22 protein-coding genes are annotated in these 20,425 nt (G+C 30.2%); 4 read left to right on the top strand and 18 right to left on the bottom strand.

Annotation, left to right across the window (positions count from 1 at the left end; genetic code table 11):
* The first annotated feature begins 6 nt into the window (after positions 1–6).
* Both MHN29_RS09520 and manA read left to right on the top strand, forming a co-directional pair.
* On the top strand, positions 7–435 hold the full coding sequence (locus MHN29_RS09520) for a glycosyltransferase (RefSeq protein ID WP_235274833.1): 429 nt from the start codon (positions 7–9) through the stop codon (positions 433–435).
* Positions 432–1,658, top strand: coding sequence for a mannose-6-phosphate isomerase, class I (gene manA / locus MHN29_RS09515; RefSeq protein WP_239176073.1), 1,227 nt, complete (start codon positions 432–434; stop codon positions 1,656–1,658). Before MHN29_RS09520 ends, manA begins: the two co-directional genes overlap by 4 nt.
* A gap of 97 nt (positions 1,659–1,755) precedes the next feature.
* Here the strand turns inward: manA and MHN29_RS09510 are convergent, their stop codons facing one another.
* The 5 genes from MHN29_RS09510 to MHN29_RS09490 form a co-directional block, all read right to left on the bottom strand.
* Entirely contained in the window at positions 1,756–2,253 is a 498-nt protein-coding gene (locus tag MHN29_RS09510; protein ID WP_235274835.1) for a hypothetical protein, read from the bottom strand.
* A 10-nt stretch (positions 2,254–2,263) separates the two neighbouring features.
* Positions 2,264–3,250, bottom strand: a complete 987-nt coding sequence (locus MHN29_RS09505) for a hypothetical protein (RefSeq protein WP_235274836.1) — start codon at positions 3,248–3,250, stop codon at positions 2,264–2,266.
* Between the two features lie 148 nt (positions 3,251–3,398).
* Positions 3,399–4,757 (bottom strand): di-heme oxidoredictase family protein, encoded by a 1,359-nt coding sequence (locus tag MHN29_RS09500; protein ID WP_235274837.1) that lies wholly within the window; start codon positions 4,755–4,757, stop codon positions 3,399–3,401.
* A gap of 52 nt (positions 4,758–4,809) precedes the next feature.
* Positions 4,810–5,862, bottom strand: a complete 1,053-nt coding sequence (locus MHN29_RS09495) for an imelysin family protein (protein WP_235274838.1) — start codon at positions 5,860–5,862, stop codon at positions 4,810–4,812.
* Between the two features lie 18 nt (positions 5,863–5,880).
* Entirely contained in the window at positions 5,881–7,215 is a 1,335-nt protein-coding gene (locus MHN29_RS09490) for a porin (RefSeq protein ID WP_235274839.1), read from the bottom strand.
* Between the two features lie 251 nt (positions 7,216–7,466).
* Between MHN29_RS09490 and MHN29_RS09485 the strand changes: the two genes are divergently transcribed.
* Complete coding sequence (locus MHN29_RS09485) at positions 7,467–8,432, top strand: sensor histidine kinase (RefSeq protein WP_235274840.1); 966 nt, start codon at positions 7,467–7,469, stop codon at positions 8,430–8,432.
* Positions 8,422–9,126: a LytTR family DNA-binding domain-containing protein gene (locus tag MHN29_RS09480; RefSeq protein ID WP_235274841.1), complete on the top strand. Its 705-nt coding sequence runs from the start codon at positions 8,422–8,424 to the stop codon at positions 9,124–9,126. The genes MHN29_RS09485 and MHN29_RS09480 overlap by 11 nt, the downstream gene beginning before the upstream one ends.
* A gap of 166 nt (positions 9,127–9,292) precedes the next feature.
* Here the strand turns inward: MHN29_RS09480 and MHN29_RS09475 are convergent, their stop codons facing one another.
* The 13 genes from MHN29_RS09475 to MHN29_RS09415 form a co-directional block, all read right to left on the bottom strand.
* Complete coding sequence (locus MHN29_RS09475) at positions 9,293–10,789, bottom strand: P-loop ATPase, Sll1717 family (RefSeq protein WP_235274842.1); 1,497 nt, start codon at positions 10,787–10,789, stop codon at positions 9,293–9,295.
* 677 nt (positions 10,790–11,466) lie between these two features.
* A complete protein-coding gene (locus MHN29_RS09470) occupies positions 11,467–12,039 on the bottom strand; it encodes a hypothetical protein (protein ID WP_235274843.1) in 573 nt (190 codons plus the stop codon).
* 231 nt (positions 12,040–12,270) lie between these two features.
* Positions 12,271–12,699, bottom strand: coding sequence for a hypothetical protein (locus MHN29_RS09465; RefSeq protein WP_235274844.1), 429 nt, complete (start codon positions 12,697–12,699; stop codon positions 12,271–12,273).
* Positions 12,700–12,845: 146 nt separating this feature from the next.
* A complete protein-coding gene (locus tag MHN29_RS09460) occupies positions 12,846–13,817 on the bottom strand; it encodes a hypothetical protein (protein ID WP_235274845.1) in 972 nt (323 codons plus the stop codon).
* 299 nt (positions 13,818–14,116) lie between these two features.
* Positions 14,117–14,785, bottom strand: coding sequence for a hypothetical protein (locus MHN29_RS09455; protein WP_235274846.1), 669 nt, complete (start codon positions 14,783–14,785; stop codon positions 14,117–14,119).
* 150 nt (positions 14,786–14,935) lie between these two features.
* Entirely contained in the window at positions 14,936–15,376 is a 441-nt protein-coding gene (locus MHN29_RS09450) for a hypothetical protein (protein WP_235274847.1), read from the bottom strand.
* A gap of 67 nt (positions 15,377–15,443) precedes the next feature.
* Complete coding sequence (locus MHN29_RS09445; RefSeq protein WP_235274848.1) at positions 15,444–16,208, bottom strand: SH3 domain-containing protein; 765 nt, start codon at positions 16,206–16,208, stop codon at positions 15,444–15,446.
* A gap of 124 nt (positions 16,209–16,332) precedes the next feature.
* On the bottom strand, positions 16,333–16,809 hold the full coding sequence (locus tag MHN29_RS09440) for an MlaD family protein (RefSeq protein ID WP_235274849.1): 477 nt from the start codon (positions 16,807–16,809) through the stop codon (positions 16,333–16,335).
* Positions 16,806–17,363, bottom strand: coding sequence for a hypothetical protein (locus MHN29_RS09435; protein WP_235274850.1), 558 nt, complete (start codon positions 17,361–17,363; stop codon positions 16,806–16,808). The genes MHN29_RS09440 and MHN29_RS09435 overlap by 4 nt, the downstream gene beginning before the upstream one ends.
* 158 nt (positions 17,364–17,521) lie before the next feature.
* Positions 17,522–18,283, bottom strand: a complete 762-nt coding sequence (locus tag MHN29_RS09430; RefSeq protein ID WP_235274851.1) for a DUF3667 domain-containing protein — start codon at positions 18,281–18,283, stop codon at positions 17,522–17,524.
* A gap of 74 nt (positions 18,284–18,357) precedes the next feature.
* Entirely contained in the window at positions 18,358–19,071 is a 714-nt protein-coding gene (locus MHN29_RS09425) for a DUF2927 domain-containing protein (RefSeq protein WP_235274852.1), read from the bottom strand.
* Positions 19,072–19,283: 212 nt separating this feature from the next.
* Complete coding sequence (locus MHN29_RS09420) at positions 19,284–19,646, bottom strand: glyoxalase/bleomycin resistance/extradiol dioxygenase family protein (protein ID WP_235274853.1); 363 nt, start codon at positions 19,644–19,646, stop codon at positions 19,284–19,286.
* A gap of 139 nt (positions 19,647–19,785) precedes the next feature.
* Complete coding sequence (locus MHN29_RS09415; RefSeq protein ID WP_235274854.1) at positions 19,786–20,241, bottom strand: lipoprotein; 456 nt, start codon at positions 20,239–20,241, stop codon at positions 19,786–19,788.
* Positions 20,242–20,425: the final 184 nt, after the last annotated feature.

Here is a 20,425-nt window from a genome sequence, read left to right as displayed (position 1 = left end):
GAATATATGAAAGTAGGAATCCTGATATTATTTTGTAATAGCGAAAAAGAAATTATTGAGTATGAAATGGCAAAGTTATTTAATGTAAAAAGTGATTCCGAAATATGTTTTATCAACAATGGAAGTAAAGATAATACACTAAGAGCCTTAAAGGTAATTAGAGATGATGCGAAAATTGACATATCAATTTTAGATATTAAAAAGAATAAAGGTATCAATGCAGCTGTTAAAGCTGGTGCTAGATATTTATTTAGCAGAACAGATATTGATTATATAGTTTATATGAGACCCAACATGCTAAGCTATTTTAAAGCATTGAAAACTCAAATTAAACTAGGAACTGATTTATTTAAGAATAGAAAGAAAAGTAGAATTTTAAGAGACATCTTCTCAATTGATGAAATTCTGAGCTTTAAAAAGCATATAGTGTTATGATAAGTAATACATCACAATCGTTTAACATGTTTGCCCTTAAGGGAAAAGTGCAAAACTATGCATGGGGAGGAAAAAAGTATATTTCAACATTGTTGAACAATAAAATTTCCAATGTAAAAACCGCTGAATATTGGCTTGGAGCTCATATCAAAGCACCTTCGGTAATTAAAACATCGCAAGGAAACTTATCATTAAGGGAGTATTTAAAAGCAAACTTAAAAAAGTGCTTGAGCAAAAAAACGGTTGATACCTATGGGAAACTCCCTTTCTTATTCAAAGTATTAGATGTAAATAAGATGTTGTCAATTCAGGTTCATCCTAGTAAAATTGAAGCAGAAAAAGGATTTAAATACGAAAACGAATTGGGGATACCCTTAACGGCACCTCATAGAAATTATAAAGATGATAACCATAAGCCAGAAATTATGGTTGCTTTGAGTGAATTTTGGTTGTTGCACGGTTTTTTATCAGAAGAAAAACTGATGAAAGTATTAAAGGCAACGCCTGAGTTTGCCGACTTAGTTAGCATTTTTGAAACCCAAGGATATTTTGGTTTGTACAAGAATGTGATGGAAAAGTCAAAAGAGGAAACTAATACAATGTTAGCTCCTTTAATTGACAGGATAATGCCTTTGTATAAGGAAAACAAATTAGAAAAAAGTTCGCCAGATTATTGGGCAGCTAAGGCTGTAGCGACTTCGACTGATAAGAACGATTTAGACAGAGGGATTTTTTCAATCTACTTTTTTAATATCGTTAAAGCAAATGAAGGAGAAGCGATTTATCAGAAAGCAGGGATGCCACATGCTTATTTAGAAGGGCAAAACATTGAACTGATGGCAAATTCTGATAATGTTTTAAGAGGTGGGTTGACACAGAAACATGTGGATGTTCCAGAACTTTTAAAGCATGTACTTTTTGAAGAAACTATTCCAAATATATTATTGGGAGACTTGCAAGAAGATGGTTTAGAGCGCGTGTATACTACAGAAGCAAAAGATTTTGAACTGAGTAAGATCAATCTTTCTAAAGGAGAAATTTATAAGTCAGAAGCAAAAACAGTAGAGATTTTAATTGTGATTGGTGGAGAAGTGGATGTTTTAGAAGAAAAATCGTCATTATATCTTAAAAAAGGAGAGTCTGTATTTTTCAAAGCAGGCAGTAAGTACAAAATAAAAACAACAGACACTGCGGTAATTTACAAAGCAAAAGTACCTCAGTAAAATACTATTACAGTTGAATTTAATTAGAAAACAAAAGAAGCAGCAGTAGTAAAAAAGACAGTGAACTAATGATCACTGTCTTTTGATTTTTAACGAACTATTTTTCTTTTCTAATAGGAGATTGCCTATCTGTAGGAATTTGAACGGTGAAAGAAGGTTTTCTTTCAGCCATATGACAACTGGTACAATTGGTACGCATCATTTCAAAGTTTTTATTAAACGTTTCTTTATTCTTAGCAGTAATTGATTTTTTTACTTCAGGAATTACATAATTTAAAAAGTTTTCAGCTGAAGCAGCTCGTTTTGGTCTGCGTATAAGCCCTAGTTTAATAGCTTTATTAATTTTGTTTAGCTGATAGTCAGCATAATCCCAATTTTCATCCTGACCCGCCCAGTACAATTCTTGATATCGGTATCCGACTTCAACCATCGCCTTGTCGAAACCTCTAAATTGCGATTCTATGGTTTTTAACTTTTCTTGATCAGTACCTTTAATCCACTGACCTTGCACTGGTTTATAAGTTTCTTTAGTATTACAAGAGGTCAAAACCGACGTTGTAACTATGAGTAAAAAGATTTTTAATAAATGTTTCATTAGTTGTTGTTTATAAGCTGTTTAAGTATTGTTTTACGACATCGTATCCTTCAACATCTAAGGTAGTTGTACCAATCCAAGGCATTTCACCAGAAGCAATTACACCGCTGATTTTTCCTTTTTTAGAAGGAATTCTCGTTTGAGAAAGGGGAGTAGTATACCTGAAATCATATCCCTTTTTAGCTGCTTTTGGAAAACCTGCTGGATTATGACAGTGGGCACAGTTCATTTCAAAATAAGCTCTTCCTCTTTCTGAAATAGTATACGATGGATTAAAATAATCGGGTAATGTTGGTATTTGCGTATGATTGAAATTATCCATTAACCCTGCATTTTGAAAATGTTGTAATTGATTTATGGCAGTATTGTTTCTAGTAACTTCAATATTCATATTGCTTAATGTAGGTCCTAAAGGCGCTACTGTTGAGGTTTTTTGGTGACAAGTAGTACAGTTCTGCTCTGTGGGTACTTGGTATCTTACAGTTTTACTATTTCCATTAGCATCAATCCAAGATACATTTTTACTTACGCCATTAAGGTTTAAAATAGCTTCCGTTTGTGCATCATTCCAAACATAGGTGGCAACATTCCACATGTCAGCTTCTTTAATTAAAAGTCTGGTTTCAATTACCTTTTTCCCTAAGCTAGGTTTACGTTTGTCTTTGTAGTAGTAAAATGTTTTAACTAAGATAGTACCGTTAGGAAAATTAGGAATACCATTGTCTACTTTGGTAATTTTAGTTCCCGCTGGAAGCTTTATCAAACGTTGTTTTTCTGCATAGTTTACAAACAGAGAAGAAGACAATTCGATTAAATGATAATCTGCAGTAGGAGTTAAATCTACAATATTACCTTGATAGATATTATAATCGGATAAGTTCTGACCAAAGGCTACGGTATCAGGAGCTGGAATATATCCAGGATCACTTGAACAGGATGTTACCAATGAGATGAGACTGAAAAAAACGAATACTTTTACAAATAGATACTTTAACATGGTTTTTATTTTTTAGCTAAATACCTACTTGAGTTTTGGGATTTCAAATAAAATCAACGAGTTGCTTTAATTTTTCAGTAAATAAAAGGAAGAGGCCACAAATAAACGTGAACCTCTTCCAAATCTAAATAAAAATAAAAAGTTACGATTAAAGCGAGTTAATGAATGCTAATAACTCATCTCTATCTTTTTTAGTTAATTGTTTAAATGCTTCTTTTGACTGTTTTGCTTCTCCATCATGCCATAATATGGCTTCGGTAATGTTTCGAGCTCTACCGTCATGTAAAAAGTTGGTATGTCCGTTAACAACTTGAGTTAAACCAATTCCCCATAAAGGACGTGTTTTCCATTCTTTTCCGTTTGCTAAGAAATCGCCACGGTTATCAGCCAAACCATCTCCCATATCGTGTAACAACATATCTGTATAAGGCCATATAGTTTGATTTGCCAAAGCGTTTATCGATGCTGCTTGTGTTTGCTGTTTAGGCGTATGACACGAAGCACAGTTGATTTGATTAAAAATAGTAGCACCTCTTTGTATCTTTTCGTCGGTTATATTTCTAGCGGCTGGTACTGCCAAGGTTTGACAATACACAGTTACCTGATTTAAAACTTCTGGAGTTATTTCAGGATCATCGGCAAAACCATCTTCCGGAATATCTTTTGAAAAGATTTCATTGGTAATTCCCATGTCTTCATGGTAGGCTGCTGCCGATTGTATTCTTAGGTTAGAAGTATTGGCTTTCCATCCAAATCTCCCTAATTCTTTAGCGCCTGTTTCTGGATTGATTACATAGTTTGCCTTTCCAGAAATACCATCACCATCCACATCATTTTCATCGGCTAAAGCTACTATGTCGTTTTCAGGTATGGCTTCTAAGAGTCCTAAACCAAATACAGGAGGCGCAATACGAGCAGAAATTTTAACTCCTGATGGTATAGGCATGTACGGGTTTTCGTAGCTAAATATAGGCTTTCTCAAGGTTACTACAGTTCCGTCTGCTAAGGTTTCGTTGTGTTCTTGCCAAGTTACTTTATAATCCATTTCTGGAACAAAACCAATCACACTTTGGTTTTGAGCTTGTGTTCCATAGTTAGGAACGGCTATAGGTCCAGTTGCAGGATCGTTGCCTAAAGAGATTCTATAAAGTAATCCGCTAACTGCATTTACGTTTGTAGGAAAAGCAGCACGACCGTCTCTTGGGTGACAAGCAACACAATTGGTATTATTAAATCGAGGTCCTAAACCTGGATTTATTGGCGAACCAGCGGTAACAAATGTATTTTCAAATTCAGCATCTCCGGCTAGGTGTAAATCTAAATTTAACCCAGTAAGATTGGCTGCTGGATTCTCAAAAGCGAAAGATGTTGAAGAAAAAATAGTTGTTTCTCCTCCTGCCAATTCCCTTTCTTTCAAATCCGTTAAAGGTGTATATTCATTAGTAACAGGTTCGTCAGAACAGCTAATAATCAATGTAATGCATGTAATTAATAATAATTTTTTCACTTGTTTTTGTTAGTTTTTGTGAAAAGAGGAGAAATGAATCTCCTCTTTTTTATTAATTTAATGAATTCATAAAAGGCTTTAACTCATTTTCAGTTGTATTGAATAATGTGTTTACCTTCATTTGTGCATTTTGTACTGCCGATCTGTTGTTGATTATAGCATCTGTAAAAGTTCCAGGAATCGCGTTAATGGCATCAATAGCATCCGTTATTTGTGTTTTAATCGTAGTATCTAAAGCACTATTAGAAGCCGCAACTACAGTAGACAATCCTCCTAAGTAGATGTTTTGAATACTTTTCATATTGTTTACAAAATCAGCCTTTGAATTGTGTGCAAAACGCGATTCTTCTTGGTCTGGAGCTGCACTTCCTGAGTTTCCGTTTAAAGGAACTTCAATTTTAGCATTCGCAACTTCATCAGCAATAATAGAAACTCCGTCTGTAATTTCTTGTAATACATTTTTTTGTGATGCATAGTTAGTTGATGGTAAGCTTAAGAATTGTGCAGAAAAATTACCAGAAGAAGCAATCCATCCGTCGTATAAAGCTTGGGTATTGTTCTGTAAGTCTTTAGTAGCTGCTTTTAGATATTCAATTTCTCTCGCTGTAAAGTCAGCAGCAGTTTTATTTCCATCAATTCCCCATAATAAGTATTCAATGGTATGAAAACCTTTGGCGTTGTTATTCTGACTCGCTAAAAATGCATCAGTAATAGGATCGGTACCTCCTAAAACAGTATTTAAAAATGTTAAGTCTAAAGGCCAAGAATCTATAGCTGGATCAATTCCTTCCGTATCTACTGGACCGTATAAGAAACCTTCCGATTGCTCCCAAGGTTCTCTTGCATCTCTCCACGATTGTCTTAAACTTTCTAAACCTGTAGCATTTCCAACGGTAAAAGTTTGTGCTAAGGTTACCATGGCTTGCGCTTTGTTGTTTAAATTGTTATACGTAGCAATAATTACATTGTTAGTAATGTTTGTTATTTCTGTAGCATAGTCTTTTTGATTGTTAAAAGCATTACTCGTATTATCGCTGCTACATGAGGCAAATAGCCCAAGAGCGATTAATAAAATGGATGTTTTTTTTACAAATTGTGTGTTCATTTCGCGTTTTTTTAATGTTTAAAAAGTGAATCCAATACCTGTTGAAAATATTTTGTCTATTTGGTTGTTGGATAGTTGATTTCCCGTAACAGGATCAATGTTTTTAGAGCCCAGTTTTCTTTCTGAATAATGTGCTTTGATGATAATTTTTGGATGTACAAACCAGTTGAATCCTCCTGTAATTACATTTCGTTCCCATCTTGGATTGTCGGTAATTCCATTGGCAACTGTTTGCATAGTATCGTAGTAGTCATATCGTACAAATGGGTATAACATCATTTGATTGGCTTGTTTGGTAAAAAGTGGTAAAATGTCGTACCCAACTTCTGCAGCAAATCCTAAAGCATTTTTTCCTACTGGTGTTCTTTTAACACCAAGGTTATTTGATAAGTTAGCATTAAAGAAACTTACAATTTCTGAGTTTCCTAAGTTCCCCCAAATAGCTGTGGTAGCAATTCGTAACGGATGTTCATTATAAGAGAAATGTCCTTCTAACATGGTTAAGAAAGCATCAACATCAATGTCTGTTTTTGGTCTGTTACCACTAGTGTTTCCGTAGTAAGTAGAAAAACCAACAAAGGTATTTTTGTGTTTTCCAAACTTATAGTCTAAACGAGTTGAGATGGCGAAGTTTTCGGCGTTCATCATTTCAAAACGTGTTTGGTGACCGTCTCTAATAAAGTTTTGAGAGTTGAATCCGGTACCATCCAATCCGTTTACCAAGGCAACATGGTATCGTAGTTTCCCTTTAAAGAAAGAACCGTATACATCTATACCAGTTTCGTACCATCCTAAAGGCAATAACTGATTTTCCATTTCTGGTCTGTATGATGTAAAGTATTCGTCTGGAGTATCTAAGTTTTGTGCCAATCCGAACTGTACTTTAAAGCGTCCGACCTTAACGTTTAGATTTTCGTTGATGTTGAAGTTGATATACACCTGTTCTAACTTGACTTCACCACCTGATTCTACTTCGTGTTCAAATTCTCCACCTTCTTCAAAGGTTTCAAGTTCTAAAGTGCTACCAGTTCCTCCGTGTTCAAACTCAATCTCTGTTTTTAAAGCAATTTTTGGTGTAAAATGATAATCTAAGTATACGTTTAAACGCTCAGGATCTACTTTATTCTTTTCATTGGGATTGGTATCGAAGTTATTGTTGTAGTAGTTAATTGCTCCATAACCGCGCAGTTTAAAGTTCTGCCATCGTAGTAAGCTTTTTGAGCTTTTTGTAATTCCTTCTTCTCTTAATTCTTTTTTTATTTGTTGTTTTAAACTGTCAATGTTTATCTCTTGTGCGTTGGCTGATAGTGTAAGTGCTAAGGACACAAAAAGGATGTTTTTTAGAAACCTCATTTAGTTTTTATTTAGACTTGTTTTAATTAAGTACAAATAACGAGAGGTTCAAAAGACTGAGAAAAAAGATTCAATAACTGTGAGCGCTAATTCTGTGGAACTAGGTTTTTTATCAGTAAAGTGATGAATAGCTGCTTAATTTAAGTTAACTTTAATTTCGCTGAATTTTTTGGCTGTTTCGCTGAAATTTGAATGTAGACTGATGGTTTTAAAGTACTTTTGATAAAGAAATGAGGTTTTTTACTAAAAATATGTTGGCGTGGGTAGGTTATAGTTTGTTACTATACCTTTTGTTTTCTTTTATAATAGAAACTGAAAACCCTTTAAAGCATACGGCTATTTTCTTTACAATTCAGTTAGCTGCTTTTTGTATGAATACCAAGCTGTTGTTTCCTTTTTTACTAGATGTTAAAAAGTATGTGCTTTTTATACTGTCTAATCTAGTTTTAATCATTTTAGCCGCCTTTATCAATACGCTTTTAGAGGAAGGAGCAGAGGAAATTTTTGGCGGTGGTTACGATATTTTTGAAACCCTCATGGCGCATTCTGTACCTGCTTTTATAGGTGTTTTTGTGGCGTTAATTCTGCATAACTATCATCAGGAGTTGAAAAGAGAAGAGAAAGAGAAGAAGAGAATTTTAGCGGAAAAGAATTTCTTAATTCAGCAAATCAATCCACATTTTTTGTTCAATACCTTGAATAATATCTATTCGTTAACTATTGACAACAATCCTAAAGGTCCTGAAGCCATTTTGCAATTGTCGAAAATGTTAGATTATTCATTGTATGGCAACAAGGACGAGTATGTGTCTTTAAGGAGTGAGGTAACTTATATTACCAATTTTATTGATTTATTTAAGTTAAAAGACGATAGTATTCACAGGATTTCTTTTACTCATGAACAAGTTGATGAACGAAGCAGCATAGCGCCTATGTTATTATTGCCTTTTGTTGAAAATGCCTTTAAGCATGGGAATATTGAAGATGTAGACAAGGGGTATGTAGATATTGAAGTTTCGTCTAACGAAAGCGAGATTAATTTTAGCTGTGTGAGTTCTTTTGTTGAAGGAAAAACAGTGGATAAAGTAGGAGGGATTGGTATTAAGAATGTAACGAGGCGATTGATGTTATTATATCCTCAAAAACATTCTTTACAAATAACCAACGAGAACCAAGTGTATAAAGTGAGTTTAAAAATACAAACAAATGGTATTTAATTGTGTCATAATAGATGATGAGCAGCCAGCAAGGAGATTGCTCGAAAATTATTGTACTAAAATTAAAGGGATGCAGGTAGTAGGAAGTTATAAATCTCCTTTGGAAGCCCTTGATACGTTGAATGAGAATAGGATTGATATTTTATTTTTAGATATTCAGATGCCTGATATTTCTGGAATTGATTTTATAAAACTACTCAAACCCAATCATACCAAAGTTATTTTTACCACTGCTTATAGAGACTATGCGTTGGAAGGCTTTGAATTAAATGCGATTGATTATTTATTAAAACCCATAGAGTTCCATCGCTTTGTACGTGCTGTAGAAAAGGTAAAAGAACTGTACCAGAAAAGAGAAGTGGTAGAAACAAACACTCAAACTACGGATGAAACCTTATTGATTCGCTCTGGTAAAAAACAATATAGAGTGCCTATTGCTGAGATATTGTATATTAAATCTGAAAGTGAATATGTAAAGTATGTAACTCAAAACCATGGGAAATTATTGGTACATGGAGCGTTGAAAGATGTGTTAAACGATTTATCTTCCACCACTTTTTATAGAATTCACAGATCTTATATAGTGAATCTATCCCATATAACCTATGTAGAGGGCAGCAGAGTACATATTAACGGAGAACTGTTCCCGATAAGCGAAACCTATAAATTAGACTTTTTAAAGGTTTGGAAGTAGGGAGGTGGTGTAAGTAGATACTTAAAAAAGCAGCTGTTGGGCTGCCTTTTTTTGGTTTTCTTTGTATTTAACTTAAAATGAGTAACAATTTGATTATTCAATTAATTACTTTTTTACGAACTATATGATTGGATTCAGATTTAGTTAAATCTATAATAATTAGTATTTATTGTTCATCGAGACTTTTAATATTCCGTTTTATTAAATGAATTATTTTAGGGTCTAATACATCATAAATTTTTTCATTATTTGGACCTAAAATCATGTTTTCTTTTATTAGATTATATTTTAGCATTAATTCAACTTGTCTTCTAGACCAATTACTTTTTTGATTAAATGTTAAGTTTAAGTCTTTTATTGAAAATGATACCTTTTTAATCCGTAAAATATTATTAATGGTTGTTAAAACATCCTTGTTTTTAGCGGTTCTCGAAGGATACATTGACAAGTAATCATATCTTTTAGCAAATTTTATTAAACCTTTTGAAACTGATGTACCATCAAATCGAGAAACATCTGGTCTTGTACTCTGGAAATCGTAAATATCAGACATACATGATATTAGGTCTCTAGGTGATTTGTTAGAAATAGTTATAACTTCTTTTACTTCAGTTCCTGAATCGAATAAGTCATTAAACTTTCTGTTTCCTCCACTAAAATATTTTATTCTCTGATCGATAAGAGGAATCATGTCATTCGATGTCCAACGAATATCAATTTCTTTAAATTTATCGAAACGAACTGTTTTTGATAATGTAGGTTTAACCTCTGACCATAAACTAAATGCGATTGCTATATCATTTTGCATTAATAGTTCTGTATCTGTTAGTAAATCTTTAGAGAAATTTGCAATTTTCTCTATGTCTTGTTCTAAATCTTGAAATTCATCTACCTTATCAAAAAGTATTACAGAAGATTTGAAATAAGATTTTTTTGCAATTAAATTTAATTTGTCCAATAATTCTTTTAATTGCCTTTTACTTTTTAATAGTTTTTTTTCATCATTATTAGCATCATACTCAGATTTTATATCAAATTCTTTTAAAAAATCAGTGTATTTAGTTTCAATGTCTTCCGGTAATTTTAAAGATTCTGAAACAAGTTTAGCAGTTATTAATACACCAGTATTTAATAGTGCATTAGTTGGATGGATAATATAATTGTAAATTTTTTTTAAAATGTTTTTTCTTTCAATTTTTGTTACATTATTATATTTTTTTTCGAATTCTGAATTCGTTAGTGGTTTAAAAAAAAGTTTTATTAAAAGTGCTAATTCTTCTTTGTCTTTTTTGTTTAATTTTTTTAAAACTTCTTTATTTTTCTCTAGAAATATAACGTATTTAGTTACAAATTGATTAAGTATTAAGTTAAGAATTTCTATTTTATTGTTTGTTAAAGAAATTTCATCAAATCTATCAATAATAATGGTTAATACATCTGATTTTTCAAGGTCAATTTTAAGTTTATGTATTATTGAGGATTTACCATGCCCCCTCTGTCCTAAAATAAATCTACTTGTTCCAGTTTTTAAATCATCAAGTAATGTATTGTAAAAAGTAGGTGGGTAAAATATTTCAGTATGAAATTCTTTTTCTTCTTCAGCAGAAAACTTAGAAAATGGATTTTTAATGAATCCTATATTTTTATCTAAGATATTTGTCATTATTATTTAGTTAGGTTTATTAATTATAAAGTTAAATCTATGATGTTTAATTGTTTTTTATTCATTAATTTTTTAAGGTTTTCTCAAATTAATTTTAACTTGTTTATAAATAGAACTTTGTTACTATTATTTTTTATAATATGTTTTGAGTACATAATATCCCTAAAAAATTATCTACTCCAAATTTTAAAGTCCCCGAATGTAGCCTAAAAAAAGAAGCTGACTTTGCGGAAAACCTTACTTTAAGTAGGGTTTTTCCCTCTTTTTTTATCAGGAGAAACACTTAGTGAGTGTTTGGTGAGAGTGTAATTATTTAAAAATGAGGTGTTTTTGTTTTTTTTATGTCAACGAAGCTCGCTGGAGGTTTTGCAGAGTTTTTATTGCGTCAGCGAAGCTCGTTGGAGGTTTCGCAGAGTTTTTATTGTGTCAGCGAAGCTCGCTGAAGGTTTCGCAGAGTTTCTATTGCATCAGCGAAGCTCGCTGAAGGTTTCGCAGAGTTTTTATTACGTCAGCGAAGCTCGCTGATGATTTCGCAAGAATTATAAGTGGTATTGTTAAAGAATAGGTGAGTAGTGGGTTTAAAATAGCCTAAGAAAAGGGTATAAGGAGTTTGAAGAGGTGCTTTGGTTGGTTGTTGTTAGCGTGTTTGTATAAGATTAGTTGTGTGGTTTAAGTAACTAATTTTTATCTCTTATTTTTATATTTAAAATTTTCCCATTTAGGTCGGTTCTAATTTCTGAAATCGTTTGTTTTGGATATCTAGGAGGGGTATAAATCACGTCATGGTATTTTGAACCTTCTAATTCTCTAATGTGAAAATCAAATATCGAATCATTAGATTTTAATAAATTAATTCCATGATCATTTCCAAGTCTACCTAAGTTTGAGATGTTATTTTTGTTTAGAATTAAAAACACTTCTACAAAATCCATTCCTTGGTCAAGTGTAAATATTGTATCATTCCTTTGTCCGATATAAATTGAATCGTAATGAGATATATTCAATTTATAGAATTCAATATTTTTAAAATATCCTTTTATTGAGTTTGTTGTCGTTATGTTTGAAGTGTCAATTCTAAATGTAAAATCAGATAAATTGTCATTTTGATTTTTGACTTTATCAAAAGACAAACTTTGCTTTAATCCATTGAATAATATTTTTTCTTTTGAGTTAGTTTTAAATTCCTTTTTGCAAGAACTGATGACAATTATAGTCAGAAGTAATATTGTTCTATGTAATCTGTTCTTCATAATTATTTACAATTTGTTTATATGTGCAATTTTTAAGAGTTTTCGAATATAGCATAAAAAAGAATATAGTTTTCCTAAGTCTTTTCTATCAGTAAAGCTCGCTAATGATTTTGCAAGAATTATAAGTGGTATTGTTAAAGAATAGGTGAGTGGTAGGCGAGAGTAAGAAATTAATAGGTTATAGTTATTATTGTAGGTAGTTTATTTTCTTTTATTTTAAATCTTTTGGTTTTAATTAGTCTTTTTCCAGTCCAAATCTTCCCAGCTATTTATCAAGTCCCTCCAAGCTTTTAATGAGTTTTTCTTTAACCATTTATCAAAGGATTTATAATAGTCAATTTCAGAACCTCCTATGTTTTGAATTCCTTCAAATAACCCTACTACAATCAAATTCTTAACATAATCATCTCCAAAAATCATTAATTCTTCAACATTCTTGAAAAAGTTCTCAAAATTTTCAGTTTGCCCTGATTTTTTCTTATCAACTATGAATCTAGAAATGTCTGCAATGTCACTGTAAGCCAATCGATCACTAGGATCTTTATAGTTAAACTTTACTTCCTTATTATAGAAATCAGTCAATTCATTCCAATCAGATATAAGTTTTTGGAAGACCAGTTCGACTTCTGATTCTTGAAATATGATATCTGTTTTTTTCATTTTCATATTGCACACAACGGTCTCGTATAACCGTCAGTTATGGATTTTATGCCCTTACTTTTCGGTTTGTTACTGTCGTTAGTTTATATATCAATTTACGTTTTAGCGACTAAACCACTATTATTTTTGTATTTTATTAGTAATAGTTATAATTCAATAGTTTTCATTATGTATTCTTTATGGTTTTCAAACTTCGAATGTGATTTAATGTATTTGAGATAATTATTTACTTCAGTATCTGTTTTATTAGTTAGATAATATATTATTCCAGCTTTTAGTTTTATGGCTTCAATTCCTTCTTCTTCGTTAAAAATACTACCATCTTCGTTATAAGCAACCATCTCTCCACCATTCTCACTTTTCATTATGTGGGACATAGCTAATACAGAATAATCATTATTTCCACTTTCAATAATAATCTTCTTTAGATTTGGCAAATACTGTTCAAAACGATTTTGATTAGAATAATAATACATTTCTAAAATATTAATAAATTCTTGGTAATCATCTTTAGCCCCATCAAGTTGTCTTTCATAAATTTTTTGAACTATTGGTTCATCCTTAAAGTATTGCATTGACTGTAAGGAATTCATTAATGACGTATATCTAAAGTTATCAATGTTTTTATCAATTAACTCTAATGTTGTTTTTTTTCTTATGTTCTTAATTAAAGCCATTCTGCATAATAAATCAATTGCTTCATATTGGGTCCAATCATATTCTCCAAAAGCAATTTTGTCTATGTATTCACAAATACCTTCACCAAATGCAACACAATACCTAATAACAACTCCTCTTCGCTTGAAATTAATTGGCTCTGGATACATATCTACTGCATTATGTAAATAAATATCTACTGCTCTTTTCATTTCATCCAATTTGAGTTTTTGGCCAATCATTTCTGCTTCGTAATCAACTTCCTCTTTTTTATCTTCAAGCAATTTTTGAGCTAATTCATTTATTTTTTCGGAAACATAATCTTTACCTAATTCTTTATCTCTCATTTCTTTTCTTTTTTCTTTAAAATCAGATAAATAATCTGTCTTATCAATTTCAGAATTAGTTGAATTTTTAGATGTTTTTTGAAAGTAAGCTCGTAGTTTTGAAAGTAAATTCACTTTTTAAATTAGTTTGTTTTTATTTAATGCCAATTCGTTTATATACGGAACTTTGTTCCTGTTATTCACCTAATATGTCTGGCTATGCAGAATTTTTAGGTGTTTTAATAAAACTCAAAATATTTACAATTTTTTTAGTTTTCGAATATAGCATAAAAAAAGGATATGGTATTCTTAAGTTTTTCTATTTACGAAGCTTGCTGATAGTTTCGAAAGTAGTATAACTAGTATTGTTAAAGAATAGGTGAGTAGTGGACGAGAATAAAGCAATTACTTATAGCCAATGTTAGCCATAGTTTTTATTTTCCGATAATTAACTTTTCTTCGTCAAACCAACAATAATAGCCCATTTTCCAAATTTCAAAATAAGGAGCAAATAAATCAAATTCTAACTTGTCTTGATAGCTCGGATACTGAAAATAATGTGAAAGGTTATAGTCACAATTAATTGAATAATATGCTTCATCCAATATTTTAATAATTGAATCAAAATCAGTATTGTCTATAAACCAGTCTGATATTGAATCATAAACTATTGCATTAGTATTATTTTCATTAGTTCTTTTGTCAGATTCAATTATTTCAATAGTTTTTATTCCCGCCATTGTATCGATAAACTCCTGGTCGGTAACTATTTCAGAGAATAGTTTTAAATTCTCTATGTATTTTTCTCCATTTAATATTAGTAATTCTTTGTTTTCACTCGGATTTGGGCAAAAATAACCCGGTGATTTTCCCTCTTTCGATAATTCGTTAAATCTTTGTTCGGTTGCACTATATATTTTAATTAATCTCTCAAAATATAAATTCCCGTTTATGATAGGTTTAAAAACTTTTTCAAGCCCATTTCCATCAGGCATAAAATATTGAAAATACCCATAAAATTGACAACTCAAATCATTTGAGTCAATATCAATATCTTCATTAATAATTTGTCCTAAATACTTTGCATATTCTTGCTTTGTCATTTTTCGTTTTTCAATATTATGGTTAACGTTGATGTATAAGATTAGTTGCTTGTTTAAAGCACTAAAATAAGTAAATAGATCATATACATAAGGTTAGTTTAGACTTTTGTAAGTATGCCAAAACCAGCAATTAATTTTATACGGTGTTAGTTACAATTGTTTTGTCAATCCAATTTTACCTAAATGACCTTTTCTGTTTTTTTCATCAAACCTAAATATAAAATTTACTTTGTTTTCAAGTTGTATTGAAATTTGGTCTGAAAAAGTTAATTCTTGATTGAATTCCCATTTTATTTTTTCCTTAAATAAAATTTTAAGAAACTGATTGAATTTTATTCCGTTAAGCTTCCTTTTAGTTTTATCAAAAAACAAGAATGATTTGTAAGGAGAAATAGTCCACATATAAAAAAGATTCTCTTTAAAATGAAGTTGAAAATCTCCTTCAGATACAATTGTGGAGTCATTGTTTTTTTGAGAAATAAAAAGTGTTGATTTTATTTTAGTTTCTATTTCCTTAAAACTATTTCCAATAAAAATTTTATATCCATTTATCTCAATATAATCTTGGGTCAGTATATGATTAACATTCATTTTTTTAAATTGTAGCTAACTTGTTTATATGCGGAATTTTTAATAAAATAGTGTTTCCATTAGTATTTTATTCTTGTTGTAGCCAATTAAATTTCCCATTTTTCCAAAAGACAAAACCACCCCCACAACTTTCAGAAGCGTGCATATATAGAGAGTTGTAACTTAATTTAACTTTTTTACTTTCAGGGACATCTTTAAAGTCAACAAAATCATCTTCGTAATTTGACCATAAAACCTCTCCTTTCTTAACCTTTTCAAATATACCAATCCAACTATAATCTGTCATATTGAAAGGGTCATTTTCATTTCCTAATATGTATATTTTAGTTTTAGTTCCTTTATTGATAAATCCTATTTTTGTTTCTCCATCAGAGTTTTTTAATAAGATTACAAGATCATTTTTTTTATCTCCGAAAAAATCACCTTTCAAATAGAAAGGAGTAATACTAGTGTTTAAAGTAAGCTTATCGAATTCTGGGTATTTGTTAATTTCATTTTGAATCTCTCCAATACTTTCTTTTTTCGGTTTTAAATATCCGTCAAATACATATCCATATTTTGCATTAGAAATGAAAGTGGGAAAGTTTTTAAAATTTATTTTTACCCAATTACCTATTATTTCTTGTCCATTATCTATTATAGTTTGACTATTATTGGTTTTCTCAATTATACCAACTTCAGCACCAAAATATAGCTTTCCTATTTTCTTACCTTTTGAATTAGGCTTTTCCCTTAAAAACAAACCGTTTTCAGCGGTTACAACAAATTTATTTTGAGAATAAGTTAATACTGTCAAGAATAAAGTTATAAGTAATATTATTGATTTTTTCATATTGATAGCAATTTGTTTATATGCGGAATTTAAAAAAAATAGGTTCCGTTTATTTTTAGCAATTTTATAAGATGCAATATAAATAAAGAAGATGTTATAGTTCCTTAAAATCTTCTTTTAGTTTTTATTTATGCTGTTTTTCAAGATTATCATTAAGTCTGCGTAATTCAACCAATATTGAATCTTGTTTTTGTTTGCCTGTTATACTCTCTAGAAAATCTCCAACTTTAATAGCTAAAGAGTCTTCCAAGTTTGTTGATTCAATTTTTGAAAGTTTTATATTGTCTCCATTTTTCAAGTTCTCTGGGCTTTTACCTAATTTGACGAAGATTCCTTTAGAGCCAAGTAAATTGATATTTTCAATTGCAAATTTAGAATCAACTGGAATTTTAATGTCAGATTTTAATTTACACTTTATATCAATTGTTCCTTCTGAGGTTAAATTCAAGTCTTCTACTTTTCCAATCTCAAATCCGTTTAGAGTTATGTTTGCTTCAGTAGTTAGTCCATCAACATTTTCTGCATTCAATATTATTTCAGTTCGCTTATTAGTACAAGACATAAGGAAAATGAGGAGTGCTAAAATCGAGTAATATTTCATTTTGTTATTTTTATTCGTTCAATGTTTTCATAGGGTTCTTTTTCCTCTATATATTCTAATAGGTCAAATGCAATTCCAGTTTTACCTTTTTCAATTTCTGTATTTACAATTTGTTCCAATTTTTTTATTCCAATTGCGTCAGCACCATAATAATCGATAAGAATAGAGTTGTTTTTTTCGAATAGAGCTTTTATTATTAATGCTTTTCGATTGATAAATCCTATTTCTTCAAATTTATCATTTAATTTAATTCCTATTTCTTCTACAATTCTTATTGCGTTTTGTTTGTCAATCTTTTTTTTCTTAATCAAATACATCTCAACTGTAAGAGGAAATAACTTTTCTAAAATTGAATTTTGCGAGTAATTTTTTGTCCAAGGTAAATTCTCATTCTTATTTTGAAAATGTTTTATTAATTCAATTGTTAAGTCAAATCCAATAATTCTTGTACTCGGAATATAAAGTCGGATTAGTTTTCCCTTTTTAAGTTCAAATTCGGGCACAGAGATTCCATATAACTCAAACTCTTTGTTATGGAAAATACTGTTTATCATAATTAACTAGAACTTATTGTATATGCGCAATTTTTAAGAGTTTTCGAATATAACATAAAAAAGAATATGGTTTTCCTAAGTCTTTTCTATAAACAAAGCTCGCTGAAGGTTTCGCAAGAATTATAACTAGTATTGTTAAAGAGTAGATGAGTAGTATTTTATCCTCTAATAATTATAATTTCAATAAATCCAAATATCATAGAAATAAGCATAGCTGAACTAACATATAAAATGTAAGTAATTATAGTAAGCAATATTTTTGAAAATGTTTTTTTGGTTTCAAAAAATTGATAAAAAGTCCAAAACACAAATAATGTTGCAACTAAAGACGGAACAGCTTTCGTATAATATCCATCAATTTTAAGGATAAAAAAGATTATTGCGAAAGCTAAATAAATTAGTGTTTGTTGCCCAGTTATGTAACAGTTTAAAATTAAATGCTCAAAAAAGTTATATTTTTGATTGATAAAAGAAATGTATGATGCTAATGAAAAAAAAGGTAGAAGCAATAAAGAAGAATATCCAAAGTTATTAGACAACCAATTTAAAATATTAGCGGTTATTGATTTTTCTAAATTATTATCATTTAATGCTCTTGCCGCGCCTGAAAATGCATCTCCTAAAAATGTTTTTTCATCTATTATCAATGTAATTAGCACATATAATGCAGACGTTAATAAAACAAAAGCTATCGGTTTATAATGTTTTTTTCTTTTTCCATTTAAAAATTCTCTAACACTATGTCCTGGTCTAATTGATAACTCCTTAATTGAGAAAAATATTCCATGATTTACTTGAAAAACTGTACTCAATATTTCATTAGTTAAGTAGTTGTAATTAATTCTATCGGTACTAGATTTTTGTCCACAATTATTGCAGAAGTTACCACTAAATTCTTGATCACAATTTTTACAAATCATTCAAGTCGTTTTTAATTTTGAAAGAGTTTTTCATATTACTGCAGCTTATGTGCATACGGAACTTTTAAGTGTTTTTATTCCTTTCTTAAGATCTCCTTTAAAACTACATCAACTTGAGTTTCAGTAAGGCCAACGCTCATGTCTGGATGATACAACAATCTAATTAAATCATTATCAATTAAAGTATATTTATTTGTAGATGTCCATTCTGATTGAAAAATGCTCTCTGGATACTTTTTTGAATCTCTAGCGAGTCCAAGTGATTGTGTTAACTCTTCACGCAAAAGATGTTTTTGTTCAACTAGATTGGCTCTATAAATATCGACATACATATGTCCTTTGATTAATTGATTTTGACTATTCCAAAAAATTGAAAAAAGCCCCCAATTATAATCAACCAAATTAACCTGACTTGGATATAATTGAGCATATTCATTTCCACTTCCAAAGAAAATATAATAATTAGATTGAGAAGAATTGTTTACAATATTTATTTTAAAACCATCAGTAGCCAATTCATTGATTTCTGTTATTATTTTTTCTAATTCAGTTATTAACTCCTTATTTTTTTCTCCTCCAATAAATATATTAAGATCTGAATTCCATTTTCTAGTTATTTTACTTGCATTTCCAAACTCAAAACCTAAAGCCACCTCTTTAAAATACTCAATAACATTAATTTCGTGTTCGCTAAATTCTGATTCTGGTAATACTATATTATCATCATTTACAGAGCATGATGATAAAGCTATTAGTGTAAAAAGAAGTAATAATAGTTTGTTTTTCATAACATAATTGATTTTAAATTACACTTAGTTTAAGTCTATGCTAAACTTTTTGGTGTTTTTATAAAACTTAAAATATTCACTAAATTTTTGAGATTTCGAATATAGTATAAAAATGAATATGATTTTCTTAGTTTTTCTATCAGAAAACAAGCTGAAGATTTCACAAGAAAGAGAATGAGCAAGTATTGTTAAAGAATAGGAGAGAGGTTGTTTTATATACCTTCTACAAAAAACACGGCATTCTTATTTAAGTCGTAAAAACCAAATTCGTTAGTATTCCAAGGAGTGTTAAGTCTTAATTTATCTTTACTAAGGGTTCCTCTTTCAACTAGTTCGTTAAAAATGGGCATTAGATTTCTAACAAATATTTTAATCACAGAACCACCAAGAAGCGGATCGTCTTCCGTATCGGCATGCCATTGTAAATGTATACAAAGGTTTTCTCGTCTCATCACCGCATACATGCTGTCTTTATGCAAGAGTTTAAATCCAACCTTTGTTTGGTACCAGTTTACATCCCTGTCAATATTTTGACTTGGCAACACAGGTGATATTTCAATAAATTCTGTTTTCATAAGGGTATATAAGCTAATCTATGTGACTTTCTATGCTTCTAAATTAATAAAAAGCAAACTACATATAAAACCTTTGCCGACTTTGAGAAGTAGCAATCAAGTGAGTATCCCCTTAAATCTTTGTTATATTTATAAGCAATTATAACTTTTCAAAAGTCATAAACTGTTGATTTGTAAAATGAATTTTTAGAATATCATTTTCAATTTCGTAAGTATATTGATAATTAGAAGTTTGTTTGATAAATCCAAACTGTAAACTGTCGTAGAACATTTCTCCCCATCCATGTTCATTAACTTCGGTACTTACAATACCATTAAGAGTTAGGAGATTTGGTCTTTCATCGCTAGAAAAGGTACCCCAAAAATTGTTTGTATTTGTAGTTCCTTCAAAATTGTTTCCATCTTTAAAAGTAATGGTTATTTCTTTAGCATTGGTAAAATTAGTTTCAGTAATAATTGAATTATTAGATTTGTTTCCAAAAGAAACTAGTTTCCAAGTATGAAGTAATTGACTAGGTTGCGTTGGAACTAAATCATTGCTATCACATCCTGTAAGAAAAAGCACTGTTACTAAAATTAATAAGATTCTTTTCATAATATTCAATTATATTTTTTAATGCTAGCTTTTGTTTTGAAACCTAAGCTAAACGTTTGATTTCCCGAATATAATGTAAAAAAATAAATAAAACTTAAAGAAAACCTTACTTAAAGTAAGGTTTTTCCCTGTTTCTTTTATTGAAGTAATTGTTTATGAATTATGTAAAGAAGTGTTATAGAGT

Source organism: Tenacibaculum sp. Cn5-46 (genome assembly GCF_022347705.1).
In the GTDB taxonomy this organism is placed as follows: domain Bacteria; phylum Bacteroidota; class Bacteroidia; order Flavobacteriales; family Flavobacteriaceae; genus Polaribacter; species Polaribacter aiptasiae.
Note: the sequence above shows the minus strand (reverse complement) of the source record. Positions and strands in the feature narration are given on the sequence as shown.